The organism is Micromonospora sp. LH3U1 (assembly GCF_028475105.1).
Lineage (GTDB): Bacteria > Actinomycetota > Actinomycetes > Mycobacteriales > Micromonosporaceae > Micromonospora.
The window spans coordinates 5,135,025-5,155,928 of sequence record NZ_CP116936.1; the positions used below are offsets into that span (position 1 = coordinate 5,135,025).

The 20,904-nt window shown below is 71.2% G+C and carries 18 protein-coding genes; 6 read left to right on the top strand and 12 right to left on the bottom strand.

Annotated features, from left to right (window positions below):
- Window positions 1-56 precede the first annotated feature (56 nt).
- On the top strand, window positions 57-707 hold the full coding sequence (locus PCA76_RS23380; protein WP_272612614.1) for an NAD-dependent epimerase/dehydratase family protein: 651 nt from the start codon (window positions 57-59) through the stop codon (window positions 705-707).
- Window positions 708-719: 12 nt separating this feature from the next.
- On the opposite strand, the gene PCA76_RS23385 is transcribed toward PCA76_RS23380, so the two are convergent.
- Entirely contained in the window at window positions 720-1,898 is a 1,179-nt protein-coding gene (locus tag PCA76_RS23385; protein WP_272612615.1) for a trans-sulfuration enzyme family protein, read from the bottom strand.
- Between the two features lie 83 nt (window positions 1,899-1,981).
- Between PCA76_RS23385 and PCA76_RS23390 the strand changes: the two genes are divergently transcribed.
- Both PCA76_RS23390 and PCA76_RS23395 read left to right on the top strand, forming a co-directional pair.
- Window positions 1,982-2,461 carry an Lrp/AsnC family transcriptional regulator gene (locus PCA76_RS23390; RefSeq protein WP_272612616.1) on the top strand — a complete coding sequence of 160 codons (480 nt, stop codon included), beginning with the start codon at window positions 1,982-1,984 and terminating at the stop codon, window positions 2,459-2,461.
- Between the two features lie 81 nt (window positions 2,462-2,542).
- Entirely contained in the window at window positions 2,543-3,553 is a 1,011-nt protein-coding gene (locus PCA76_RS23395) for an LLM class flavin-dependent oxidoreductase (RefSeq protein WP_272612617.1), read from the top strand.
- Between the two features lie 199 nt (window positions 3,554-3,752).
- On the opposite strand, the gene PCA76_RS23400 is transcribed toward PCA76_RS23395, so the two are convergent.
- The gene (locus PCA76_RS23400) at window positions 3,753-6,014 is read right to left on the bottom strand and encodes a rhamnogalacturonan lyase family protein (RefSeq protein WP_272612618.1); all 2,262 of its coding nucleotides are present in this window, start codon (window positions 6,012-6,014) and stop codon (window positions 3,753-3,755) included.
- Between the two features lie 413 nt (window positions 6,015-6,427).
- A complete protein-coding gene (locus PCA76_RS23405) occupies window positions 6,428-6,811 on the bottom strand; it encodes a hypothetical protein (RefSeq protein WP_272612619.1) in 384 nt (127 codons plus the stop codon).
- A 190-nt stretch (window positions 6,812-7,001) separates the two neighbouring features.
- On the opposite strand from PCA76_RS23405, the gene PCA76_RS23410 reads away from it, so the two are divergent.
- Complete coding sequence (locus PCA76_RS23410) at window positions 7,002-8,438, top strand: pyridoxal-dependent decarboxylase (protein ID WP_272612620.1); 1,437 nt, start codon at window positions 7,002-7,004, stop codon at window positions 8,436-8,438.
- Window positions 8,439-9,105: 667 nt separating this feature from the next.
- On the opposite strand, the gene PCA76_RS23415 is transcribed toward PCA76_RS23410, so the two are convergent.
- Window positions 9,106-10,089, bottom strand: coding sequence for a sulfite exporter TauE/SafE family protein (locus PCA76_RS23415; protein WP_272612621.1), 984 nt, complete (start codon window positions 10,087-10,089; stop codon window positions 9,106-9,108).
- Window positions 10,090-10,212: 123 nt separating this feature from the next.
- The gene (locus PCA76_RS23420) at window positions 10,213-10,677 is read right to left on the bottom strand and encodes an RrF2 family transcriptional regulator (RefSeq protein ID WP_091407884.1); all 465 of its coding nucleotides are present in this window, start codon (window positions 10,675-10,677) and stop codon (window positions 10,213-10,215) included.
- A 268-nt stretch (window positions 10,678-10,945) separates the two neighbouring features.
- Between PCA76_RS23420 and PCA76_RS23425 the strand changes: the two genes are divergently transcribed.
- Complete coding sequence (locus PCA76_RS23425; protein ID WP_272612622.1) at window positions 10,946-11,614, top strand: YceI family protein; 669 nt, start codon at window positions 10,946-10,948, stop codon at window positions 11,612-11,614.
- 63 nt (window positions 11,615-11,677) lie between these two features.
- Here PCA76_RS23425 and PCA76_RS23430 read toward each other — a convergent pair whose 3' ends face one another.
- The 4 genes from PCA76_RS23430 to PCA76_RS23445 form a co-directional block, all read right to left on the bottom strand.
- Window positions 11,678-12,562: an acyl-CoA thioesterase gene (locus tag PCA76_RS23430; RefSeq protein WP_272612623.1), complete on the bottom strand. Its 885-nt coding sequence runs from the start codon at window positions 12,560-12,562 to the stop codon at window positions 11,678-11,680.
- Window positions 12,559-14,007, bottom strand: a complete 1,449-nt coding sequence (gene pyk / locus PCA76_RS23435; RefSeq protein ID WP_272612624.1) for a pyruvate kinase — start codon at window positions 14,005-14,007, stop codon at window positions 12,559-12,561. The genes PCA76_RS23430 and pyk overlap by 4 nt, the downstream gene beginning before the upstream one ends.
- Before the next feature lie 205 nt (window positions 14,008-14,212).
- Window positions 14,213-15,589: an FAD-binding oxidoreductase gene (locus PCA76_RS23440; protein ID WP_272612625.1), complete on the bottom strand. Its 1,377-nt coding sequence runs from the start codon at window positions 15,587-15,589 to the stop codon at window positions 14,213-14,215.
- A 132-nt stretch (window positions 15,590-15,721) separates the two neighbouring features.
- Entirely contained in the window at window positions 15,722-16,087 is a 366-nt protein-coding gene (locus PCA76_RS23445; RefSeq protein ID WP_272612626.1) for a YciI family protein, read from the bottom strand.
- A 229-nt stretch (window positions 16,088-16,316) separates the two neighbouring features.
- On the opposite strand from PCA76_RS23445, the gene PCA76_RS23450 reads away from it, so the two are divergent.
- Window positions 16,317-17,189, top strand: coding sequence for an aldo/keto reductase (locus PCA76_RS23450; RefSeq protein WP_272612627.1), 873 nt, complete (start codon window positions 16,317-16,319; stop codon window positions 17,187-17,189).
- Between the two features lie 24 nt (window positions 17,190-17,213).
- Here PCA76_RS23450 and PCA76_RS23455 read toward each other — a convergent pair whose 3' ends face one another.
- From PCA76_RS23455 to PCA76_RS23465, 3 genes are all read right to left on the bottom strand, one after another.
- Window positions 17,214-17,609, bottom strand: a complete 396-nt coding sequence (locus PCA76_RS23455) for an effector-associated constant component EACC1 (protein ID WP_272612628.1) — start codon at window positions 17,607-17,609, stop codon at window positions 17,214-17,216.
- A gap of 12 nt (window positions 17,610-17,621) precedes the next feature.
- A complete protein-coding gene (locus PCA76_RS23460) occupies window positions 17,622-19,835 on the bottom strand; it encodes a M48 family metalloprotease (RefSeq protein ID WP_272612629.1) in 2,214 nt (737 codons plus the stop codon).
- A gap of 173 nt (window positions 19,836-20,008) precedes the next feature.
- A complete protein-coding gene (locus PCA76_RS23465) occupies window positions 20,009-20,824 on the bottom strand; it encodes a lipase family alpha/beta hydrolase (RefSeq protein ID WP_272612630.1) in 816 nt (271 codons plus the stop codon).
- Between the last annotated feature and the right edge of the window lie 80 nt (window positions 20,825-20,904).

The following is a 20,904-nucleotide window of genomic DNA, read 5'->3' on the forward strand; positions in this document are numbered from 1 at the left end:
GGCTGGCGCGCGGGCGGGATGGCCGGCGGCGGGGTCGACGACAGGGGTGGGAACTGATGCGGGTGGTCATTTTCGGTGCGACCGGCATGGTCGGCCAGGGTGTGCTGCGGGAGTGCCTGCTCGCCGACGACGTGCGGGAGGTGGTGACGGTAGGCCGCAGGCCGACTGGTCGGCAGGATCCGAAACTGCGTGAGCTCACGGTCGCGGACGTGGGCGAGTTGGACGCGGTGCGGGCCGAGCTGACCGGTGTGGACGCGTGTTTCTACTGCCTGGGTGTGTCGTCGTTGGGGATGGGTGAAGCCGCGTACACGCGGGTCAGCTACGACTACCCGCTCGCGGCGGCGCGGCTGTTGGCCGAGGTGAGCCCGAGCGTGACGTTCATCTACGTCTCCGGCGTCGGCACCGACTCCACCGGCCAGGGTCGGGTGATGTGGGCGCGGGTCAAGGGTCGTACCGAGAACGCGATCATCGACCTGCTGCCCCACGGCTATGCGGCGCGGCCCGGGTTCATCCAGCCGACATACGGGGCGGTGTCGCGGACCCGTGGGTATCGGATCGGGTACGCGATCACTCGTCCGCTCTTTCCGGTGTTGCGCCGGTTGCTGCCGAATCAGGTCACCACGACCGACGGGATCGGCCGGGCGATGTTGCGGGTGGCCCGGCAGGGCTCGCCCAGGCGGGTGCTGGGCAATCGCGACCTGCGCTGACCGGGCGTCCGTTCAGACGAGTGTGTCGAGCGCGTGGGCGAGGTCGACGCGCAGGTCTTCGGGGTCCTCCAGACCGACCGAGAGGCGCAGGAGCGCGGCGTCGGGTTTCGCCTCGCCCTGGACGGGTCGGTGGGTGAGCGAGGCGGGGTGCTGGATCAGGGTGTCGACGCCGCCGAGGGAGACCGCGTGGGTGATGAGTTGGCAGGCGCCGGCGACGGCGGCCGCGGCGGGTGCGCCGCCGCGTACCTCGAAGGCGAGCAGGCTGCCGGGTCCGGCCATCTGGCGGCCGACCAGCGCCGCCGGGTCGTGCACCGAGGGGTGGTGCACCCGGTGTACGGCGGGGTGGTCGGCGAGCCAGCCGGCGAGTTTCTCGGCGGTGGCCTGTTGGGCGCGGACCCGCAGCGGCAGGGTCTGCAGGCCGCGGTGCAGCAGGTAGCCGCCGAGTGGGTGCAGGATCGCGCCGGTGACCGCGCGGACCTGACGCAGTCGCACGGCCCAGTCGGCGTCGCAGGCGACGACGCCGGCGAGGACATCGCCGTGCCCGCCGATGCTCTTGGTGGCGCTGTGCAGGACGAGGGCGGCGCCGTGTCGGGCGGGTTGTTGCAGGACGGGGGTGGCGACGGTGTTGTCGACCAGCAGCGGGATGTCGCCGGCTGCGGCGGCGAGGGCGGCGATGTCGACCAGGTCGAGGGTGGGGTTGGCGGGTGTCTCGACGATGACCAGTGCGGTGTCGGGGCGGATGGCGGCGGCGACCTCGTCGGGGCGCGCCCAGGTGACGGTGGTGCCGAGCAGGCCGGTGGCGAGGACGTGGTCGGTTCCGCCGTACAGGGGTCGGACGGCGACGACGTGCCGACGGTCGTCGCGGGCGGCGGCGAGGAGGGTGGCGGTGAGGGCGGCCATTCCGCTGGCGAAGGCGACGGCCTGCGCGGTGCCCTCCAACTCCGCGAGGGCGGTTTCGAAGCGTGCGACGGTCGGGTTCCAGAGCCGTTGGTAGACGGCGCTGCCCTCGGTGGGGGGTGTGCCGCCGGTGGCGAGTTGCTCGTACGCGGCCCCGCCGTCGTCGACCGAGGGCAGCGGGTTGGTGGTGGACAGGTCGATGGGTGGGACGTGCACGCCGAGGGTGCGTAGGTCGTCGCGGCCGGCGTGTACGGCCCGGGTGTCCACCGTTGTCATGCCGGTAGCGTCGAACATCCAACGGCCCATGAGCAATGGGTCGGCAGATCATTCTGTCAAGTGGCTTGGTTCTGGTGGTGGATTCGGGTGAGGATGGTGGGATGCCTCCTGAGCCGAATGATGTACGGCCGTATCCGGCGTTGGACGAGGTGGACCGCGCGATCCTGACCGAGCTGGCCGCGGATGGTCGTCTGCCGAACAATGCCCTCGCCGAGCGGGTGGGGGTGGCGCCGTCGACGTGCCTGACCCGTACGCGGACGCTGCGCGAGCGTGGTGCGATCCGTGGTTTCCACGCGGAGGTGGATCCGGCCGCGCTCGGTCTGCCGTTGCAGGCGTTGGTGTCGGTGCGGTTGACCGCGCACGAGCGGGCGGCGGTGGACGCGTTCCGGGCCCGGTCGGTGCGGCTGCCGGGGGTGGTGTCGGTGTTCCACGTGGCCGGTGCGGAGGATTACGTGCTGCACGTGCGGGCGGCGTCCGGTGACGCGTTGCGGGACTTCGTGCTGGACCATCTGGCGGTCGATCCCGTGGTGCAGCACACCCAGACCAGTCTGATCTTCGAGCAGGCTCGCGGGATGGGTTGAGCAGCGGCAGGGGCGGGTGAAGCAGCCGACAGATCCCGGCCAAGCGGAACAAAACTGGTCGGCGAAGGGTTGGCTGACCGTGTGATCACCGTACCGTTGTCTGTTCTTGATCTTGCCCCGGTCGCCAAGGGCACCACCGCTGGCGCGGCGCTGGAGGCCACCACTGAGCTGGCCCGCCGCACCGAGGAGCTGGGCTACCACCGGTTCTGGGTGGCCGAGCACCACAACATGCCAGCGATCGCCAGCTCCGCCCCCGCGGTGCTGCTGGCGCACCTGGCCGCGAACACGTCGACGATCCGCCTCGGGTCGGGCGGGGTGATGCTGCCCAACCACGCGCCGCTGGTGGTGGCCGAGCAGTTCGGCACCCTGGAGGCGCTGCATCCCGGTCGGATCGACCTGGGCATCGGGCGGGCGCCGGGCACCGACCAGGTGACCGCGCTGGCGCTGCGGCGGACCATGGAGGGCCTGTCTGCGGAGGGCTTCCCGCGCGAGCTGGAAGACCTGATGAACTACTTCAGCGGGGAGCGGCCGGGGCAGATCATCGCCACGCCGGGTCGCGGTGAGCAGCCGGCCGTCTGGCTGCTGGGCTCCAGCGGTTTCAGCGCCCAGCTCGCCGGCCTGCTCGGCCTGCCGTTCTCCTTCGCGCACCACTTCAGCTCGGCGAACACCCTGCCGGCGTTGGCCCTCTACCGGCAGAATTTCCGGCCGTCGCAGTGGTTGGACAAGCCGTACGCGATGGTGGCGGTCAACGCGGTGTGCGCGGAGACCGACGAGCGGGCCGAGTGGTTGGCGGGGCCGAGCGCGTTGTCGTTCCTGAAGCTGCGCTCCGGTCGGCCGGAACCGCTGTCGACGCCCGACGAGGCGGCGGCGTACCCGTACTCCGAGTTCGAGCGGGAGTTCGTGGTGCAGCGCCGCGACGGTCAGGCGATGGGCTCGCCGGAGACGGTGCGCCGGCAGCTGACCGATCTGGTGGAGCGCACCGGCGCGGACGAGCTGATGCTGACCACGCTGGTGTACGACGTGCAGGACCGGGTGCGGTCCTACGAGCTGATCGCCGAGCAGGTGGCGGGCGGTCTGCACCGGGGGGCGTGAAACACGATCTTCACGTCAGCGTCACCCTGCCGACCCGGACGGTGCCTAATGTTGGTGCCGGTGGTGGTACGGCATTCCCGGTCGGGACGGGTTGGGAATGCCGCGGTGTGGCGCACCGGGCCGGAGCTGAGCGGATTCCGCGGCTGCGGCCCGGTGCCTGCCACCCTAGGCGACCCCACTCGGGACCGCCAGGGTCAGATCAACGTAGGTAGATGTTCGGGGTGGGTGGGTTGGCCATCTGATCGCCGATGAAGAACCCCGGGTGTGGCGGCTGGTTGTAGGCCGTGTTCTGCCACGCGATCGCCACCCGATACTGCGGGTCGTGCATCAGGGTGTGGATCCGGGTGCTGGTCGGTGTGGGCGTGCTGTAGATGCGCAGCGCCCGACTGTCGGTGGTTCGCCAGATCACCTCCTCACGCCAGTCGCCCAGGATGTCGCCGGAGAGCGCCGGGGTGGACTTGGTGCCGTTGTTGGACGCCACCGAGCTGCCGGTGAGCAGCCGGGTCTCGCCACCGGTGCCGTACTTGTCGATCGCCGTGCCGTCGAGCAGTTCCCGCACCGGGTCGCCGTCCCACCAGGCGAGGAAGTTGGCCGACGACGGCTTGCGGCCGATGTTCTGCCCTCTGGTGTTGGCCAGCCCGGCGACCGCTGACGACCACGACTCCGCACCGGGGCTGCCCGCCCAGATGTCCGCGGAGACGCCCCGGCCGTTGTCGCCGGAGGCCGGCGTGGACCACAGGATCTGACCGGTACGGGCGTCGGCGAAGTAGGAGCTGGGCTTGCTGCCATCCTCGTCGACCTTGAACACCTCCAGGCCGGCGCGGCCCGGGTCGAGGTCGGAGACGTGCAGGGCGTCGCCGTGCCCGTTGCCCGTCGAGTAGAGCAGCCGACCGTTGTCGTCGATGGTGGCGGCGCCGTAGACGATCTCCTGTCGGCCGTCACCGTCCACGTCGGCTACGGAGAGCTGGTGATTGCCCTGACCAGCGGCAGCGCCGTTGCCGGAGGAGTTCGAATCGAACGTCCAGCGCTTGGTCAGCGAGCCGTTGCGGAAGTCCCAGGCCGCGACGACCGCCCGGGTGTAGTAACCCCGGGCCATGATCAGCGAGGGGCGCTGCCCGTCCAGGTACGCGGTGCCGGCGAGGAACCGGTCCACGCGGTTGCCGTACGAGTCGCCCCAGGAGGAGACGGTGCCGCGCGGCGGGTCGTAGTTGACGGTGGATGCGATGGCGCCGGTCTGGCCGTTGAACATGGTCAGGTACTCCGGGCCGGACAGCACGTAGCCGCTGGAGTTGCGGTAGTCCGCCGACGACGAGCCGATGAGCTGACCGGTGCCGGAGCGGGTGCCGTCGGCGGTCTTCATGGCCACCTCGGCCTTGCCGTCACCGTCGTAGTCGTACACCTGGAACTGGGTGTAGTGAGCACCGGCCCGGATGTTGCGGCCCAGGTCGACCCGCCACAGCCGGGTGCCGGTGAGCGTGTACGCGTCGACGTAGACGACACCGGTGTAGCCGGACTGGGAGTTGTCCTTGGCGTTCGACGGCTCCCACTTGAGCACGATCTCGTAGGTGCCGTCGCCGTTGAGGTCCCCGACGGAGGCGTCGCTGGCGCTGTAGGTGTAACTCTCTCCGCTGGGGGTGCTACCGCCGGCCGGGACCTGCAACGGCACGTCCAGGTAGCCCGCGCCGAACTGCAGGGCCGGCGCCGACGCCGCCTGCTCCGCGCCGCCGACCACAGCCCGCACGGTGTACGCCGAGCCGGCCGCCGCGCCGCTGTCGAGGTAGGTGGTGGCACCGGTGATCGGGCTGGCGTTGACCCTGGTCGACCCCCGGTAGAGGTTGAACGCCACCCCGGTGGTCTCGGTGCCCAGCAACCGCCAGGAGACCAGGTTGCCGCTGCCGGAGCGGACGCTGATCAGCCCTCGGTCCAGGTTCTCCATCTGCACCGCCCCTGCCGACGGCGGGGGCGTGGTGGGGGGCGGGGTCGTGGGCGGCGGTGTGGTCGGCGGCGGTGTGGTGGGCGGCGGAGTGGTCGGCTCACCGGTGGTGGGGGCACCCGTGCAGCTGGTGCCGTTGAGCGCGAAGCTGGTCGGCACCGGGTTGCTGCCGGTCCACGAACCGTTGAAGCCGAACGCGGCGGTGCCGTTGGTGGCGATGGTGGCGTTGTAGTCGACGTTGCGGGCGGTGACCCCGGCACCAGACTGGGTCACGGCGGCGTTCCACGCCTGGGTGACCTGTTGGCCCACGGCGTACGACCAGGTCAGGGCCCATCCGGTGACCGGGTCCCCGAGGTTGGTGACGGTGACGTTGGCGCCGAAGCCGCCCTGCCACTGGTTCGTGATCTGATAGTCGACCCGGCAGCCGACGGCGGCGGCCGAGGCGACCACCGTGCCGAGGGTGCCGGCCACGACGGCGGCCACCGTCGTACCTGCGAGCAGGGTCAGCCGATGTCTGGACGGGTGCATGGACTGCCTCCGGGGATCCGGTGGTGATCGCCGCGGCCCACCGGCCCTGCCCGGGAAGCACGGTGGACTCGCCCCGCCGCTACGGCGGCGGCCGGCGATCTGATCGGGGGTGAACGCCCTGGAACTCACGGATCCGACTCACCGCGCATCGTAAGGCAAGCGCTTTCCGACGCGCAACATCGACGCCCGTCACATCTTTGCGCCTGTCGACTCTCGCCGGCAGCACGAGAGGTTTCCCGAGGGATCAGCGCGGGCCAGCATGCAGTGAAACACACAGCGAATGGAAGCGGCGGCCGCGACAGAGATACGACCAGAATTGTCGACCGTCACACCACCACATCGGGTTAGAGAAGACGCAAAGCCCGGCCCACGGACACCTTCTCCGCTGGGCCGGGCATTTTCAAATTGCGTTATCAGCAGTTTTGGTTGACGACGCGAGCCGAGTTGCCGTCAGAGATTCGAATCCATTTGTAGGCGGCTGACGTCTGCAGCAAGTCACCGGTGTAGCGATAGTAGTTACCGGTGCACTGCAAAGCGAACGTGTCGGTGTCCTTCTTGTACTTCGTGGAGACTTCACCTGGCTTGAGCAGGTAAGTCTTGCCACAGGAACCAGCCCCATCGCACCAGTCCGCGATGGATACCGGGTGCGCGGAATCATTGCGCACCACTCCGCAGCCCGCAATCGAACAGTTGCCAGCCAACGCCGGGCCGGCGCCAAAAAGCGTCGCACCAGCCACCGCAGCAGTCGTTAAGAACCCCGCCATTGCCAGCCGAGCGATCCCCCGATTTTTCGCCATTACGATTGCCTGCCTTCCATGAGATCAACTGCCTTGGATGCCGAACCTATCGTGGGTTTTCTGCAGAGTCAACAGTCCGGCCGCATCGATATCGGTGTTACAGGGGAGTGGCGATGGCGGTTGCGATGTGCCATGAGCATCGATCCGCAGAAGGCTTGTTTTGGGCGCGCACGCATGATCGACTGATCGGATGGCTCCGCACATGGACCCCGCCGAATTTCGTCGCGCCGGCCACGCCGTCATCGACTGGATCGCTGACTACTGGGCGACGGTGGAGCAACGACCGGTCGCCCCGGCCGATCCGCCGGGCACGGTGGCCGCCGCTCTCCCCACCGCACCGCCCACCGTCGGCGGCGAACCGGTCGAGGCGGTCCTCGCCGACCTGGACTCGATCGTCCTACCGGGGCTGACCCATTGGCAGCACCCGAGCTTCTTCGGCTACTTCCCCGCCAACACCTCCGGCCCGAGCGTGCTCGGCGACCTGGTCAGCTCCGGCCTCGGCGTCCAGGGCATGCTGTGGGCCAGCAGCCCAGCCTGCACCGAGTTGGAAACGGTGATGATGGACTGGCTGGCCCAACTGCTGGACCTGCCGCAGCGGTTCCGCTCGACCGGCACCGGCGGTGGGGTCATCCAGGACTCGGCCTCCTCGGCGACGCTGGTGGCCACCCTGGCCGCACTGCACCGGGCCAGTGGAGGCCGTTGGCGCGACACCGGCATCGACCGGCGCTACCGCGCGTACACCTCCGTCCACGGGCACTCCTCCATCGAGAAGGCCGTGCGGATCGCCGGGCTGGGCACCGACGGGGTCCGGCCGATCGAGGTGGACCCGGACACCCAGGCGCTGCTGCCGGGCGCTCTGCGCGCGGCGATCGAGGCTGACCTGGCCGCCGGAGACGTTCCCGCCATCGTGGTGGCGACCATCGGCACCACCTCCACGACCGCCATCGACCCGCTGCCGGAGATCGGGGCCATCTGCGCCGAGTACGGGATCTGGCTGCACGTGGACGCCGCGTACGCGGGCGCTGCCGCCGTCTGCCCCGAGCTGCGGTGGTCGCACGCCGGCCTGGAGTACGCCGATTCGTACTGCTTCGACCCGCACAAGTGGCTGCTCACCGGCTTCGACTGCGACGCGTTCTGGGTGGCCGACCGCAGCGAGCTGATCGAGGCGCTGACCGTGCTGCCGGAGTTCCTGCGCAACGCGGCCTCCGAGTCCGGCGCGGTGATCGACTACCGGGACTGGCAGGTGCCGCTGGGCCGGCGGTTCCGGGCACTGAAGCTGTGGTTCGTGCTGCGCTGGTACGGCGCCGAAGGGCTGCGGGCGCACATCCGTTCCGGGGTGGCGCTGGCCGACCGGTTCGCCGAGCGGGTCCGCGCCGACGACCGGTTCGAGGTGGCGGCGGCGCACCCGTTCTCCCTGGTCTGCTTCCGACTACGCGCCGGCGACGACGCGAACGCGGCGCTGCTGGCCCGGGTGAACGGCACCGGGCGGGTGCACCTGACGCACACCCGGGTCGCCGGCCGGTACACGCTGCGGCTGGCGATCGGATCGCCGCAGAGCACCGAAGCGCACATCGACGAAGCCTGGACCCTGCTCTCCGCGGCAGCCGACACCCTCCCCACCCCCTAGTCCCACGCCCTCTCGCCCTCTCGCCCTCTCGCCCTCTCGCCCCGCGCCCCGCGCCCCGCGCCCCGCGCCCCGCGCCCCGCGCCCCGCGCCCCGCGCCCCGCGCCCCGCGCCAAGATCTACGCAACTTCCCGGATCTTGCTGCCTCCGACGCACGAGAAGCAGCAACATCCCTGATGTTGCGCGGATCTTGACGACGAACACCGTGCCCGACCGGCAGGGAGCGGGGTTCGGGGCGCCCGCGGCCGTCAAGGTCACGCTCGAACCAGGATGTAGTGGCCACGAAGCGCCGGGAAGCCACTACATCCAGGATGTTGCGCGATCTTGGTGACTCAACCTTGGCAATGACGACGTTTGACCGGACATCGCCGCGCTCCGGCCCGCGCCTCTGCGCACCCCACCCCGGACGGCACCCGCACCCGCACCCGCACCCGCACCCGCATCGATCATGGAGTTGTGGTTCCGCACAAACCGCATTGACAGCGACATTCATCCCACCACAACCCCAAGATCGACACGGGCACGAGCACGGGAACAGGCATGACGGGGGGCGGACGCGAGCAAAGGCGGACGCGAGCGCGGTGCCTTGCCAGCGAGCGAGCGGGCAGGCCGGAGGCGAGGACCAGGGGCGAGGACCAGGCGGGGCGGGGCGGGGCGGGGCGGGGCGGGTTCAGCGTGGGGTGGGCGTACCCGTTGCGGCCAGATCGGCAGGGACCTCGCCAGCAGCAGCGGTAGCCGCAGCAGTGACGGCGGGCGCGGCAGCAGCAGCGGCGGGGGAAGCGGCGGCGGCGCGGGCCCGGCGGGTGCGGCGCAGGGCTCGCACGGCCAGCACCAGGGCGGCCAACCAGCCGACGGCCAGCAGGGCGTACACGGCGGGGCGGACCGGGCCGTCCAACTCGGCGGAGCGGATCAGGGTGCGGGCGTTGGTCAGCACGATCACGCCGCCGACCGCCGCGCCGAGCAGTTGGGCGGGCACGATACGCACCAGCCAGGCGGCCAGCGGGGCGGCGATGAGCCCGCCGATCAGCAGCGCGGCGACGGTGGGGAGCAGGAACCCCTCGGTCCCCAGCCCGATCAGGAAGCCGACACTGGCCGAGCCGGCCACCACGAACTCGGCGGTGTCCACCGAGCCGATCACCTTGCGTGGCTCCATACGGCCGGAGACCAGCAGTGCCGGGGTGGCCACCGGGCCCCACCCGCCGCCGCCGGTCGCATCGACGAAGCCGGCGACCAGACCCAGGGGGCCGAGGAAGCGACCGCGGAGCCGCCCACCGACCCGATCGGTGCGCAGCGGTCGGGCGAAGCGGACCAGCAGGTACGCGCCGAGCGTGAACAGGATGCCGGCCATCCACGGCGCGGCCGCCTCGGTGGAGATCGAGCTGAGCAGGGTGGCGCCGGCGAAGGCGCCGATGGCGCCGGGCAGGGCGATGCGGGTCACCACCCGCCAGTCGACGTTGCCGAACCGCCAGTGCGCGAACCCGGCGGCGAGCGTGGTGCCGATCTCGGCCAGGTGCACGGACGCCGAGGCGGCGGCCGGGGCGACCCCGGCGACCAGCAGCAGCGTGGACGAGGTCAGCCCGTACGCCATGCCGAGCGAGCCGTCGATCAACTGCGCGACGAGCCCGACCAGAGCGAGGACCAGCAGCTTGCGCACGAGCGCCCCCTGACTTTTCGGTTTCTCCTATCGACTTGGTCGACAATGCGGCACGGGGCAGCCGGGGTCAAGCCCTCGATCGGTGGATGGGACAGCGCCGGGCGGCGCAGCTGAATCAGGCGTTCAGATCCAGGCGCGTGGGTCGGCGGCCAACTCGGTGACACGCGCGGGAAGGGTGCCCGCGGCCACGTCGGCGACGCTGACCAGCTCCAGGATCTCCCGCTCGCTCGCTCGCAACGCGATCCAGACCTCCTGGAGCGCGTGGGCCGGGCCGTGGTAGCCGAGCTGCTCCGGGCGCTGCCCGCGTACGTGGGCGAGCGGCCCGTCGATCACCCGGATCACCTCCGCGAGGGAGATCTCCTCGGCGGGGCGGGCCAGCCAGTAGCCACCTTCCGGGCCGCGCTGGGCGTGCACGATGCCGCCGCGGCGCAGCTGAAGCAGGATGCTCTCCAGGAACTTCGGCGGGATCTCCTGGGCACGGGCGATCTGGTCGGCCGTGACCGGCCGGCCGCGCCCAGGACCGCTGGCCGTCGCGGCAAGCTCGGCGGCCGCGCGGAGGGCGTAGTCGACCCGGGCGGAGAGGCGCATGTCGGCAAGGTTAGCCCCCGGTCAGCCGGCCGGGCGGGCGACCCTCGGCCGATCGGACACGCATCGATGGGAACCCGCGCTATTCGCACCCGTTCCGGCCGCCGTCGAGAACCGGCGAAGTGCGTCATGATCCACCCTACGGTGGGGGCCGGAAAAGCCGATCCGGCGCGTCCTTATGCTGGGAGGGAGTACGAGTTTTTGGCCGTTTACCCGGCCTCCAGCAACGTATTGATAAACACCCGGGTGTGCTTGGGGGGAAGGCAACACGATGACCGATATCGCCACACGCACCTGGGATGGCATGACCATCCCGGTCGCCGGCACCTATCTTCTCGATCAGGCGCACAAGCGGATCGGTTTCCTGTCCCGGCACATGATGGTGAGCCCGGTGCGCGGCGAGTTCGCCGAGGCCACGGCACAGATCTCCGTGGCGGAGGACCCGCTGCTCTCCTCGGTGACGGCGACCATCATGTCGGCGAGCATCACCACCGGAAGCGTCGACCGGGACACGCATCTGAAGAGTGCCGACTTCCTCGACGTGGAGAGCCACCCCACCCTCGAATATCGAAGCACCGGAATCAAATGGCAGGGCAACGAGGATCCCATCTTCCAATGGGCCCGTCTGCGCAACCATCGACTCGGTGGACGAGGCCGAGGTCACATTCCCCTGCCGCAGTCCGAGGGCACACCCGGACGATTCGTGCTCACCGGTGAGTTGACAGTGAAAGGAATCACCCGGGCTGTCGACCTGGAGGTCAATTTCGGTGGCGCCCGTCGCGATCCGTACGGGCAGAACATCTTTGGATTCAGCGCGACGGCCGATATCGACCGCGAGGACTATGGCCTGCTCTGGAATGTCGTCCTCGAAAGCGGCGGAGTGCTGGTCGGCAAGACGGTGCAGATCGAGATCGCCGGCGAGGCCATCCACCAGGCCTGACCGCTCCTCCCCGCCACGACGCGTCCGGCACGGGCACGCGGGCGGCGGGGATGACCGACAACGTCAGGCGCCGACGCGGCGCAACAGACCCTCCTGGACGGCGCTGGCGATCTGCTGGCCGTCCGTGGTGAACATCCGGCCGGCGGCCAGCCCGCGCGCGCCGGACGCCGACGGGCTCAAGCAGTCGTAGAGGAACCACTCGTCGGCTCGGAACGGCCGGTGGAACCAGAGCGCGTGGTCCAGGCTCGCGCCGACCAGCCCGCCCGGACCCCACACCTCGCCGTGCACCGAGAGCACCGAGTCCAGCAGGGTGAGGTCCGAGGCATAGGTGAGCGCGCAGGCGTGCAGCAGCGGATCGTCCGGCAGTTTGCCGTCGATGCGCATCCAGACACGCTGGTGCGGGTCGGCGGGCCGGTCGCCGGGACGGACCCAGCCGGGCTCGCCGACATAGCGCACATCGATCGGACGGGGAATCTGACCCCAGATGCCCAGGCGCTCCGGGTAGCGGGCGAGCCGGTCGGACATCGTCTGCACGTCCTGCGGAGGGGGCACGTCCAGCGGGGCCGGGGCCTGATGGTCCAGCCCCTCCTCGGCGCGCTGGAATGACGCCGACATGAAGAAGATCGGCTTGTCGTGCTGGAGCGCGACCGCGCGGCGGACCGAGAAGGACCGGCCGTCGCGGACGTTCTCCACCTGGTACTCGATCGGCTCGACCGGGTCGCCGGGGCGGACGAAGTAGCCGTGCAGCGAGTGCACGAACCGCTCCGGGTCGACGGTGCGGCCGGCGGCGACCAGGGCCTGGCCGGCGACCTGGCCGCCGTACACCCGTTGTAGACCGACGCGGGGACTCATCCCCCGGAAGGTCATCTTCCCGGTCGGGTCGAGGTCCAGCACTTCCAGCAGCTGGTCCACCGCGGCCTGGCCGACCGCGACCCGACCGTCGCTCACTGCAGCGCCCGCGCCGACGCCGCGTCGACCAGCGAGCCGAGCTGGTGGACGCGCAGGGTGTTGGTCGAGCCGGGGGTGCCGGGCGGGCTACCTGCCACGATCACCACGTAGTCCCCGGGGTTGGCCCGGTTGAGGCCGAGCAGCGCCTGGTCGACCTGGCGGAACATGTCGTCGGTGTGCTGCACGAACGGCATCAGGAAGGTCTCCACGCCCCAGGTGAGGGCGAGCTGGTCGCGCACCTCGGGGACCGGCGTGAAGGCCAGCAGCGGCAGGTCGCAGTGCAGGCGGGACAGCCGTCGGACGGTGTCGCCGGTCTGCGAGAAGGCGACGAGCGCCTTGGCGTTGATGGCCCGGGCGATCGACGAGGCGGCGACGGTGAGCGCGCCACCGTGGGTACGCGGGTCGTGCTGCAGCCGGGGCACCCCGATCGAGCCGGCCTCGGTGGTCGTCACGATCTTGGCCATGGTGCTCACGGTCAACACCGGGTACTTGCCGACGCTGGTCTCGCCGGAGAGCATCACCGCGTCCGCGCCGTCGAGCACCGCGTTGGCGACGTCGGAGGCCTCCGCCCGGGTGGGGCGGGAATTTTCGATCATGGAGTCGAGCATCTGGGTGGCCACGATGACCGGCTTGGCGTTCTCCCGGCACAGCTGCACGGCGCGCTTCTGCACCAGCGGGACCTCGTCCAGCGGCATCTCGACACCGAGGTCACCACGGGCGACCATGACACCGTCGAAGGCCAGCACGATGGCCTCGAGGTGCTCCACCGCCTCCGGCTTCTCGACCTTGGCCAGCACCGGCCGGAACACGCCCTCCTCGGCCATGATGCCGTGGACGAGCTTGATGTCCTCGGCCGAGCGGACGAAGGACAGCGCGACCAGGTCGACACCGAGGCCCAGGGAGAAGCGCAGGTCCTCGGCGTCCTTGTCCGACATGGCGGGCACGCTGACCGCCACGTTGGGCAGCGAGACGCCCTTGTTGTTGGAGACCGGGCCGCCCTCGGTGACCAGGCAGCGGATGTCGTTGTCGGTGACGTCGGTGACCTCGACGGCGACCCGGCCGTCGTCGATCAGCAGCCGGTCACCGGGCTTCACCTCCTGCGGCAGCTTGCGGTACGTGCAGGAGACCCGCTCCTTGCTGCCGATGATGTCGTCGCCGGTGATCACGACCGAGTCGCCGGTACGCCACTCGTGGGGGCCGTCGGCGAACTTGCCGAGCCGGATCTTGGGGCCCTGCAGATCGGCGAGGACAGCCACCGGCTTGCCTGCCGCCTCGGACGCCTCCCGGACCAGTCGGTAGACCGCCTCGTGGTCGGCGTGACTGCCGTGGCTGAAGTTGAGCCTCGCCACGTTCATGCCGGCCTCGACAAGACCCCGGATGCGCTCCGGGGACGAGGTGGCGGGACCCAGAGTGCAGACGATCTTTACGCGGCGTGTCACGCCCATCAGGCTAGTCTCTCCTTCAGGTCGGACTCGGGGCCGACCCATTGCAGGCAGCGGAACGTGTGTCCAACGACGCGCGGTGCGCGTCGGGCCGGCGGGCGGAACCGCACCGGGAACGTTGTGGCGACGGGCATCAGCGACCGCGCGCCGGGAATCGTACGCCTCCGGTGGCGTGCACTGTCGGGGTGCTCCCGGCGGCGGCCCACCGTCAATGCTCCGACGGCGGCAGGGTGGGCACCGCGGTGAGCAGGTCACGCGGGTCGTAATGGCGCTTGGCCCGGCGCAGCCGCGCCCAGTTCGCACCGTAGGCGAGCCGGACCCGGTCGGTCTCCTCCGGGGCGAGCAGATTGGGGTAGCCACCGGGCAGGGCGTGCGGGGCGAGCGCGGTCGAGGTGCGCTCGGCCCACTCCCGGTGCGGCCCGGCCTGCTCGCCGGGCGCCCACACCGCGATGATCTCGGTCAGCAGGTGGTCGGTGCGCAGGCCGAACGCCGTGTCGCCGAGCCGGACCCGGGTGGCCGCGCCGTGGAAGTGGTGCACGGCCAGCGCGGAGAACGGTGAGCTGACCTGCCGGGCCGCGTCGACGAGCGTGTCCACCGCACCGTCGGTGAGCGCGGGCAACCAGCGGGTACGCAGCAGGTAGTGGTTGCCGTCGACCATCCCGCCGTCGAACATCCGCAGCGCGTCCGCGTACGGCATCGGGCCGATCTGGTCGACCAGCGGGGTGCCCAGCGCGCGCAGCCGGTCCATCCACGGCAACCCGGCGTCCAGGTCCGGACCGCTGTAGAACGGGCAGACGAAGATCACCGGCTCGCCGGCAGGGCCCGGCAGGAAGCCGGTCATCACGGTCAGCTCGTCCGGGGCCTCGGCGACCAGCGCGCCGTAGCCCCGCAGCACGGCCGGCGCCTCGGCCAGCGCGAACATGATCATGCCGGCGAGCACACCGGGCAGCCGGTGCGCGCGGAACCGCAACTCGGTGACCACGCCGACGTTCCCACCGCCGCCGCGCAACGCCCAGTACAGCTCGGCGTCGTGCCCGGGGTCGGCGGTGACCCGGCGGCCGTCCGCGAGGACCACCTCGGCACCGAGCAGGCTGTCCAGGGCCAGACCGAACCGGCCACACAGCGGGCCGTAGCCGCCGGCGAGAGTGAGCCCGGCCATGCCCACGTCGCCGACCGTGCCGGTGGGCACCACCAGGTCGTACGGGCGGGCGGCGGCGAGCATCCCGGCCGCCGTGGTGCCGCCGCCGATGGTCACCGTGGCCGCGTCCGGGTCGACCCGGACGGCGCTCAGCCCGGTCAGGTCGAGCACCAGGCCGCCGTCGCGCAGCGCCCGACCGGCCCAGTCGTGCCCTCCGGAGCGGACCGACAGGGGCAGGTGACACCGAGCGGCGATGCGGACCGCGTCGGCCACCTCGTCGGCGTCGAGACATCGGGCGACCAGCGCGGGCAAGCGGTCCACCGCACCGTTCCAGAGCCGGGTGGTGGTGGCGAAATCGGGATCGCCCGGCTCGTGGAGCCGGTCGCCGAGCAGGGCGCGCAGACGGGCGGTGGCCGTCGCGACATCGGGGGTGGCGGCGGAGATCATGGCGACTCCTCGACCGGGGCCGAACCATGGTGCCGGGTGCGCCCCGGCGGCGGCCCACGCTGGGCGCGACCGTAGCACCGGCATGCGGCCGAGCGCCGTCGCCATCACGACAGCCGCCGATGGGCCGGCACCTCAGCTCTCGGTCTTGACCAGCGGAAACTCCAGGGACCCGGCCGGGCAGAGGAAGGTCAGCACGTCCACCCGGTAGAGCCCGGCCTGCACCGCCGGGTCGGCCTCCAGCACGCTGCGTACGTCCTCGACGCTGCCGGTGCGGGCCAACCCGAAGCCGATCGGCGGCTCCGGGTTGCGGGCCGGCCCATCCACCGAACCGGAGACCAGGATGATGCCGCGTCGCTGCAACGCCTGCATGTGCTCGGCGTGCTCCGCCTGCAACCGCTGCACGGTCTCGGGGGGCAGGACCCGTCCCGTCGCGCCCGGATAGATCACGATGCACTCGTACGTGTCGAGCGCGAAGTCGACCTGCGGCACTCCCGCCATGGGTGCTCCCTCCGCCGTCGCGCCGGAACGCACCGGCCCCCGGCCAGCGTCGCACGTACGCCCCGGTCGTACCGGGCGCTTCCGGGCAACTGGCCTCGGCGCGCAGGCGACGTGTCCACCCACACAGTCGGCCGACGCGCGGTACGACGGCCGAGTTCCGGGGGATGATCTACCTGGTGGTGGGTGGGCTTTCCGCGCCCGCGACCACGAGACGATTGGGGATCGGGCAATGTCGACCAATATCAGTGAGCAACCCGCGAAGGCGTCCGGCACGTACCGGATCGGTGGCGACGTCACCGTCAACCGGCTCGGCTACGGGGCCATGCAGATCACCGGCCCGGGTGTCTGGGGTGACCCGAAGGACCCGGCCGAGGCGGTCCGGGTGCTGCGCCGGGCGGTCGAGCTGGGCGTCACGTTCATCGACACCGCCGACTCGTACGGGCCGTTCGTCTCGGAGTTGCTGATCCGCGAGGCCCTGCACCCGTACGCCGACGACCTGGTCATCGCGACCAAGGCCGGACTGAGCCGCTCCGGCCCTGGCGACTGGCGTGCGCTGGGCCGCCCGGAGTACCTGCGCCAGCAGTGTGAGCTGAGCCTGCGCCACCTCGGCCTGGACAGCATCCCGCTGTACCAGTTGCACCGGATCGACCCGAAGGTGCCGCTCGCCGATCAGCTGGGCGAGCTTGCGCTGTTGCAGCAGGAGGGCAAGATCCAGCACATCGGGCTGTCCGAGGTGAGCGTCGCGCAGATCGAGGAGTCCCGCGCGATCACCACGATCGCGTCGGTGCAGAACCTGTACAACCTCGCCAACCGCAGCGCCGAGGACGTGCTGGAGTACTGCGAGCGCAACGACCTGGCGTTCATTCCGTGGTTCCCGATCGCCACCGGTGAGCTGGCCCGCCCGGGCGGCCCCCTGGACGCGATCTCCACCGCGCACGGCGCGTCGCCCGCGCAGCTCGCGCTGGCCTGGTTGCTGCGCCGCTCGCCGGTGATGCTGCCGATCCCCGGTACGTCGTCGGTGGCGCACCTGGAGGAGAACGTGAGCGCGGCCGACGTGCGGCTCACCGACGACGAGTTCGAGGCGCTCGCCAAGGCGAGCTGAGCAGCCGGTTCGGACGCCGTCGGTTCAGTCGGCGGCGTCCGGCCTGGGCTCCCGGGCGGCCCGCAGCGCCTCGGTCGCCTGGGCCAGCAGGCGAGCGGAGTCGGTGCGCCCACTCACCTGGAGTTCCACCTCGGTGTCCCCTGCCTGGATCCGGATGCTGGCTTCGGTGCGCTGCTGGTCGACCCAGGACTGCAACAGGTTGAACAGCCCCGGAAGCAGCCCCTGGGCCAGCACCGCGATGATCACCGCGTCGCTGAAACCCGGCCGTCCCCCGCCACCACCACCGGCCTGACGGACCACCGGCCGGTACTCCGGGCGGCGGTGAATCCAGGTCAGCAGGTCGACCGCCGGCGGCTGCCGCTGCCGGGGGTTGATGGTCAGCCGGACGGGCAGCCGGGCGGCGGCGTCGCTGTCGGTCACGGTCTCTCCTGGTCAGTTGGCGGCGGGTCGGAAGGTGACGTTGTCCCCGTCGGCGGTGGCGACGCCCGCGACGGTCAACGCGTCCTCATCGGTAAACGGTGAGCTGGTGCCGAAGTACGTGGTGGTGCCGCTGACCTGCACCTTCCCCTGGGTCTCGTACGGCGTGGCGACCTGGGCGGTGGCCGGGCCGGTCAGCTCGACGGCGAGCCGCGGGTATTCCAGGATCTTCCAGGTGACCTTCTGCGCGGTACTACTGCCGTAGTAGCGGAACGGGCAGCCCGGCGGAGCGACGACCGTCTGCTTGGCGCACTCGTCCAACCAGGCGCGCACCCGGGCCTCGACGGCCTCGATCGCCGCCGGCTTGAGCACCGGAGCCAGTTGCAGGGTGGCCGCACCCTGCCCCGGGCCGACCGCCACGGTCTCGGTGGGCGTCTCGCTGAGCGCGCTGGACGGGCCGGTCGCGGTGTAGCTGCCGGGCAGCAGCACCAGCGGGGGACCCTCGGAGACGCCCGGCAGCTCCACCCCGTTGAGCCGTACCCCGGGGCCGGCGATGGGGGCGTCGAGCGGGACCAGCCCGCCGCTCAGCTGCCAGCCGTGGAACAGCACGGCGGTGGCGCGGTCGTCGCGGCGCAGGGTGACACCGGCGGTACGCCGCTCGCCGGCCAGCCGGTACGCCACCGTGGCGGTGGCGCTGTCGCCGTCGCGTTCCAGCTCGCTGATCTCGACGTCGGTCGGTGGCTGGTAGCCCTTGCCGCGCAGCAGTTGGGCGAGCAGCTTGCGGTCGGTGACGCCGCTCTGATCGGCCAGGAACCCGAGCGCGGCGTCGCTGTCCCGGTCGGCGAGCGCGGAAAAGTATCCGTCGACTGCGGCCTGGGGGCGGAAGAACGCCCACTGCACCACGCCGAGGCCGCCGGTGCCGACGCAGGCTGCCAGCATGAGAACACCGACCAGCAGCCAGGTGCGGCGGGTGCCGACCGGGCCGGAGTGGCCGAACAGCCGTTCGGCGGTGACCGGGGCCTGCTCGTCCGCTCCGGCGGGCACACCGGCCACCGACGCCCGGTCCAGCGCGTCGAGCCGAAGCTCGTGCGGTGGGTGGGTGGCGCAGACTGCCTCGTCCCAGCCGCTGCGCCCGGTCTCGAACGACAGCCGCCGCTCCAGGACGCGCCGCATCCCGTCGACGTGCCCGGTGAGCACCGCACCGAGGTCGGCCCGGTACTCCGCCGCTCGGACGTCGCGGGCGTGCAGCGGCAACACCACGTACCGCATGGTGAGCAGCACCGGCCAGAAGAACAGGAAGACCACGAAGTTGGTGGCCGGGTGCGGGAACGTCCGCATCAGCCAGGTCGGCAGAGCGTGTGCGAGGGTCAGCGGCAGACCGACACCACGGACGAAGGCGCTGGTGATCTCGTCCCCGGTGCGCCAGTGCACCAGCTCGTGGCTGAGCAGCGCAGCGACCTCGTCCTCCGGTTCGCTCAGCACGGCGGTGGTGACCACCACGTGCCGGGCGTACGTCCGGGCGTTGCTCAGGACGGGGTCGTCCTCCATGAGCAGCCGTGGCACGGCGGGCAGGCCGAGCCGTCGGGCGCAGTCGTCCAGCACGGGGCGCAGCCGCGCGTACTCGCGGCGGCTGGGCTGGCGGGCACCGGAGACCACCAGCAGGCGCGGTTCCAGCAGCACCCGGTAGAGCGTGTAGAGAACACCGATCAGCGCCGCCGCGACGACCGTGCCGACCAGGCCGGTGACCAGCGCGAAAGGATCGCCGGTGGTGCCCAACCAGGGCAGCACCAGCACGGCGAGGAAGCCGATCAGGAACCCGACGACGAAGCCGACCACGCCGCCGAGCACCCCGCCGGAGCGGCTCAGGAACGCCTCCAGCAGCGAGCCGATCAGCGGGGCGTCGCGCAGCACCTGGGGCACCTGGTCGTCGGTGCCGAACGCACCGGCGAAGAGCCCCGCGACGGCGAAGGAGAGGCCGCCCCAGAACGCCAGGAGCAGCGCGACCGGCAGGTAGAACCAGGTGGCGACGAACGCGCCGAGCACGCCCCGCCAGTCCCGCAGAATCCCGGCGCGCAGCCAGACCAGCGCACTGGGGTAGCCGGGTGGCCGGTCCGCGAACCCACCCGTGGACGGTGGTGAATCGCCCGCCAGCGGTTCGGCGGCCCGGATGTCGAGCTGCGGCACGGTCGGCGGGGTGCCCTCCGGCGGCACGGTATGCGGCTCGGTCATGCGCGCTGCTCCTTCTGAAAGGTCGAGTCGTCTGTCGGGAATGGACAGCCGGAGCAGGCTATCGAGCAGGTCTGATGTCTGGCACCCCGTTTCGGCGGAACGTCGCCCAACCGACACTCACCGTCGCGCACCCGTGGGTGTGGCTCCGTCCGGAACCACACCCACGGACCGGTTCAGAGCGCGAGGCAGTTGGGTCGCACCGGGCCGTCGACCAGGGCGCCGCGCACGATGGTGTACGCCGTACCGTCGAGCACCAGACCGAGGTGCCCCACCACCCGCAACGGGCAGTACGCCTGGATCAGCACGTTGGTCGCGCCGTCGTTGACGGCGGCGTTCCCGGTCGGCCGGACCAACTCGTCCTGGAGGGTTCGGATGGTGGTGTAGCGCACCGCCCCGGGGGTGTCGTCGCCGGCGTTGAGGTCGGCGAGGAAAGCCGAGCCGATGGTCATCTGTTGGCAGGCCACGACGCCGGCGCAGCTCCCGAGGCCGAGGAACGCCACGATGTTGGCGACGTAGGTGCCGTAGTGCGGTGTGCCGAGGCTGACGTACCGGCCGATGGTGGCGGTGCCGCCGAGCCGTTTGAGGTAGTAGCGGCTGACCAGGCCACCCTCGGAGTGGGCGACGACGTCCACGGTCGCCGCACCGGTGCTGGCGCGCACCTGCTCGACGTAGCCGGCGAACGCGCGGGCCGAGGTGGGAATGTCGCCGAAGCCCAGCCCGGGTAGCTGGTAGATGAAGGTCCGGTAGCCGTCGCCGCGCAGTCGGGCGGCGATCGGCTCGTACGCGACGGCGACACCGCTGAGCCCACCGACCACGATCACCGGGTTGGCCGCGGCAGCGGCGGCGAGGGCCGCCGCGGCGGGGGCTGCGGGGGCGGGGACGCTGGTGGCCGGGGCGGGATCGGCGGGGGCGGCGGCGGTCGCCGTGCCCGTGGACGCGAGCAGGGCGGCGGCGAGGGACACGACGAGGACGGTCTTTCGGAGCAGCATGGCTGCACCTCCGGGGGGAGGCACCCGGCGAACCGGGCAGGTGGGTGGGGGTGTCCGGTCGACCGTGCGACGATGATGCG

Excerpts from the sequence above, each read along its gene's own strand:
- PCA76_RS23380 (WP_272612614.1), top strand. The coding sequence starts at position 57 with ATGCGGGTGGTCATTTTCGGTGCGACCGGCATGGTCGGCCAGGGTGTG.
- PCA76_RS23385 (WP_272612615.1), bottom strand. The coding sequence starts at position 1,898 with ATGTTCGACGCTACCGGCATGACAACGGTGGACACCCGGGCCGTACAC.
- PCA76_RS23390 (WP_272612616.1), top strand. The coding sequence starts at position 1,982 with ATGCCTCCTGAGCCGAATGATGTACGGCCGTATCCGGCGTTGGACGAG.
- PCA76_RS23400 (WP_272612618.1), bottom strand. The coding sequence starts at position 6,014 with ATGCACCCGTCCAGACATCGGCTGACCCTGCTCGCAGGTACGACGGTG.
- PCA76_RS23405 (WP_272612619.1), bottom strand. The coding sequence starts at position 6,811 with ATGGCGAAAAATCGGGGGATCGCTCGGCTGGCAATGGCGGGGTTCTTA.
- PCA76_RS23410 (WP_272612620.1), top strand. The coding sequence starts at position 7,002 with ATGGCTCCGCACATGGACCCCGCCGAATTTCGTCGCGCCGGCCACGCC.
- PCA76_RS23420 (WP_091407884.1), bottom strand. The coding sequence starts at position 10,677 with ATGCGCCTCTCCGCCCGGGTCGACTACGCCCTCCGCGCGGCCGCCGAG.
- PCA76_RS23425 (WP_272612622.1), top strand. The coding sequence starts at position 10,946 with ATGACCGATATCGCCACACGCACCTGGGATGGCATGACCATCCCGGTC.
- pyk (WP_272612624.1), bottom strand. The coding sequence starts at position 14,007 with ATGGGCGTGACACGCCGCGTAAAGATCGTCTGCACTCTGGGTCCCGCC.
- PCA76_RS23440 (WP_272612625.1), bottom strand. The coding sequence starts at position 15,589 with ATGATCTCCGCCGCCACCCCCGATGTCGCGACGGCCACCGCCCGTCTG.
- PCA76_RS23445 (WP_272612626.1), bottom strand. The coding sequence starts at position 16,087 with ATGGCGGGAGTGCCGCAGGTCGACTTCGCGCTCGACACGTACGAGTGC.
- PCA76_RS23450 (WP_272612627.1), top strand. The coding sequence starts at position 16,317 with ATGTCGACCAATATCAGTGAGCAACCCGCGAAGGCGTCCGGCACGTAC.
- PCA76_RS23460 (WP_272612629.1), bottom strand. The coding sequence starts at position 19,835 with ATGACCGAGCCGCATACCGTGCCGCCGGAGGGCACCCCGCCGACCGTG.
- PCA76_RS23465 (WP_272612630.1), bottom strand. The coding sequence starts at position 20,824 with ATGCTGCTCCGAAAGACCGTCCTCGTCGTGTCCCTCGCCGCCGCCCTG.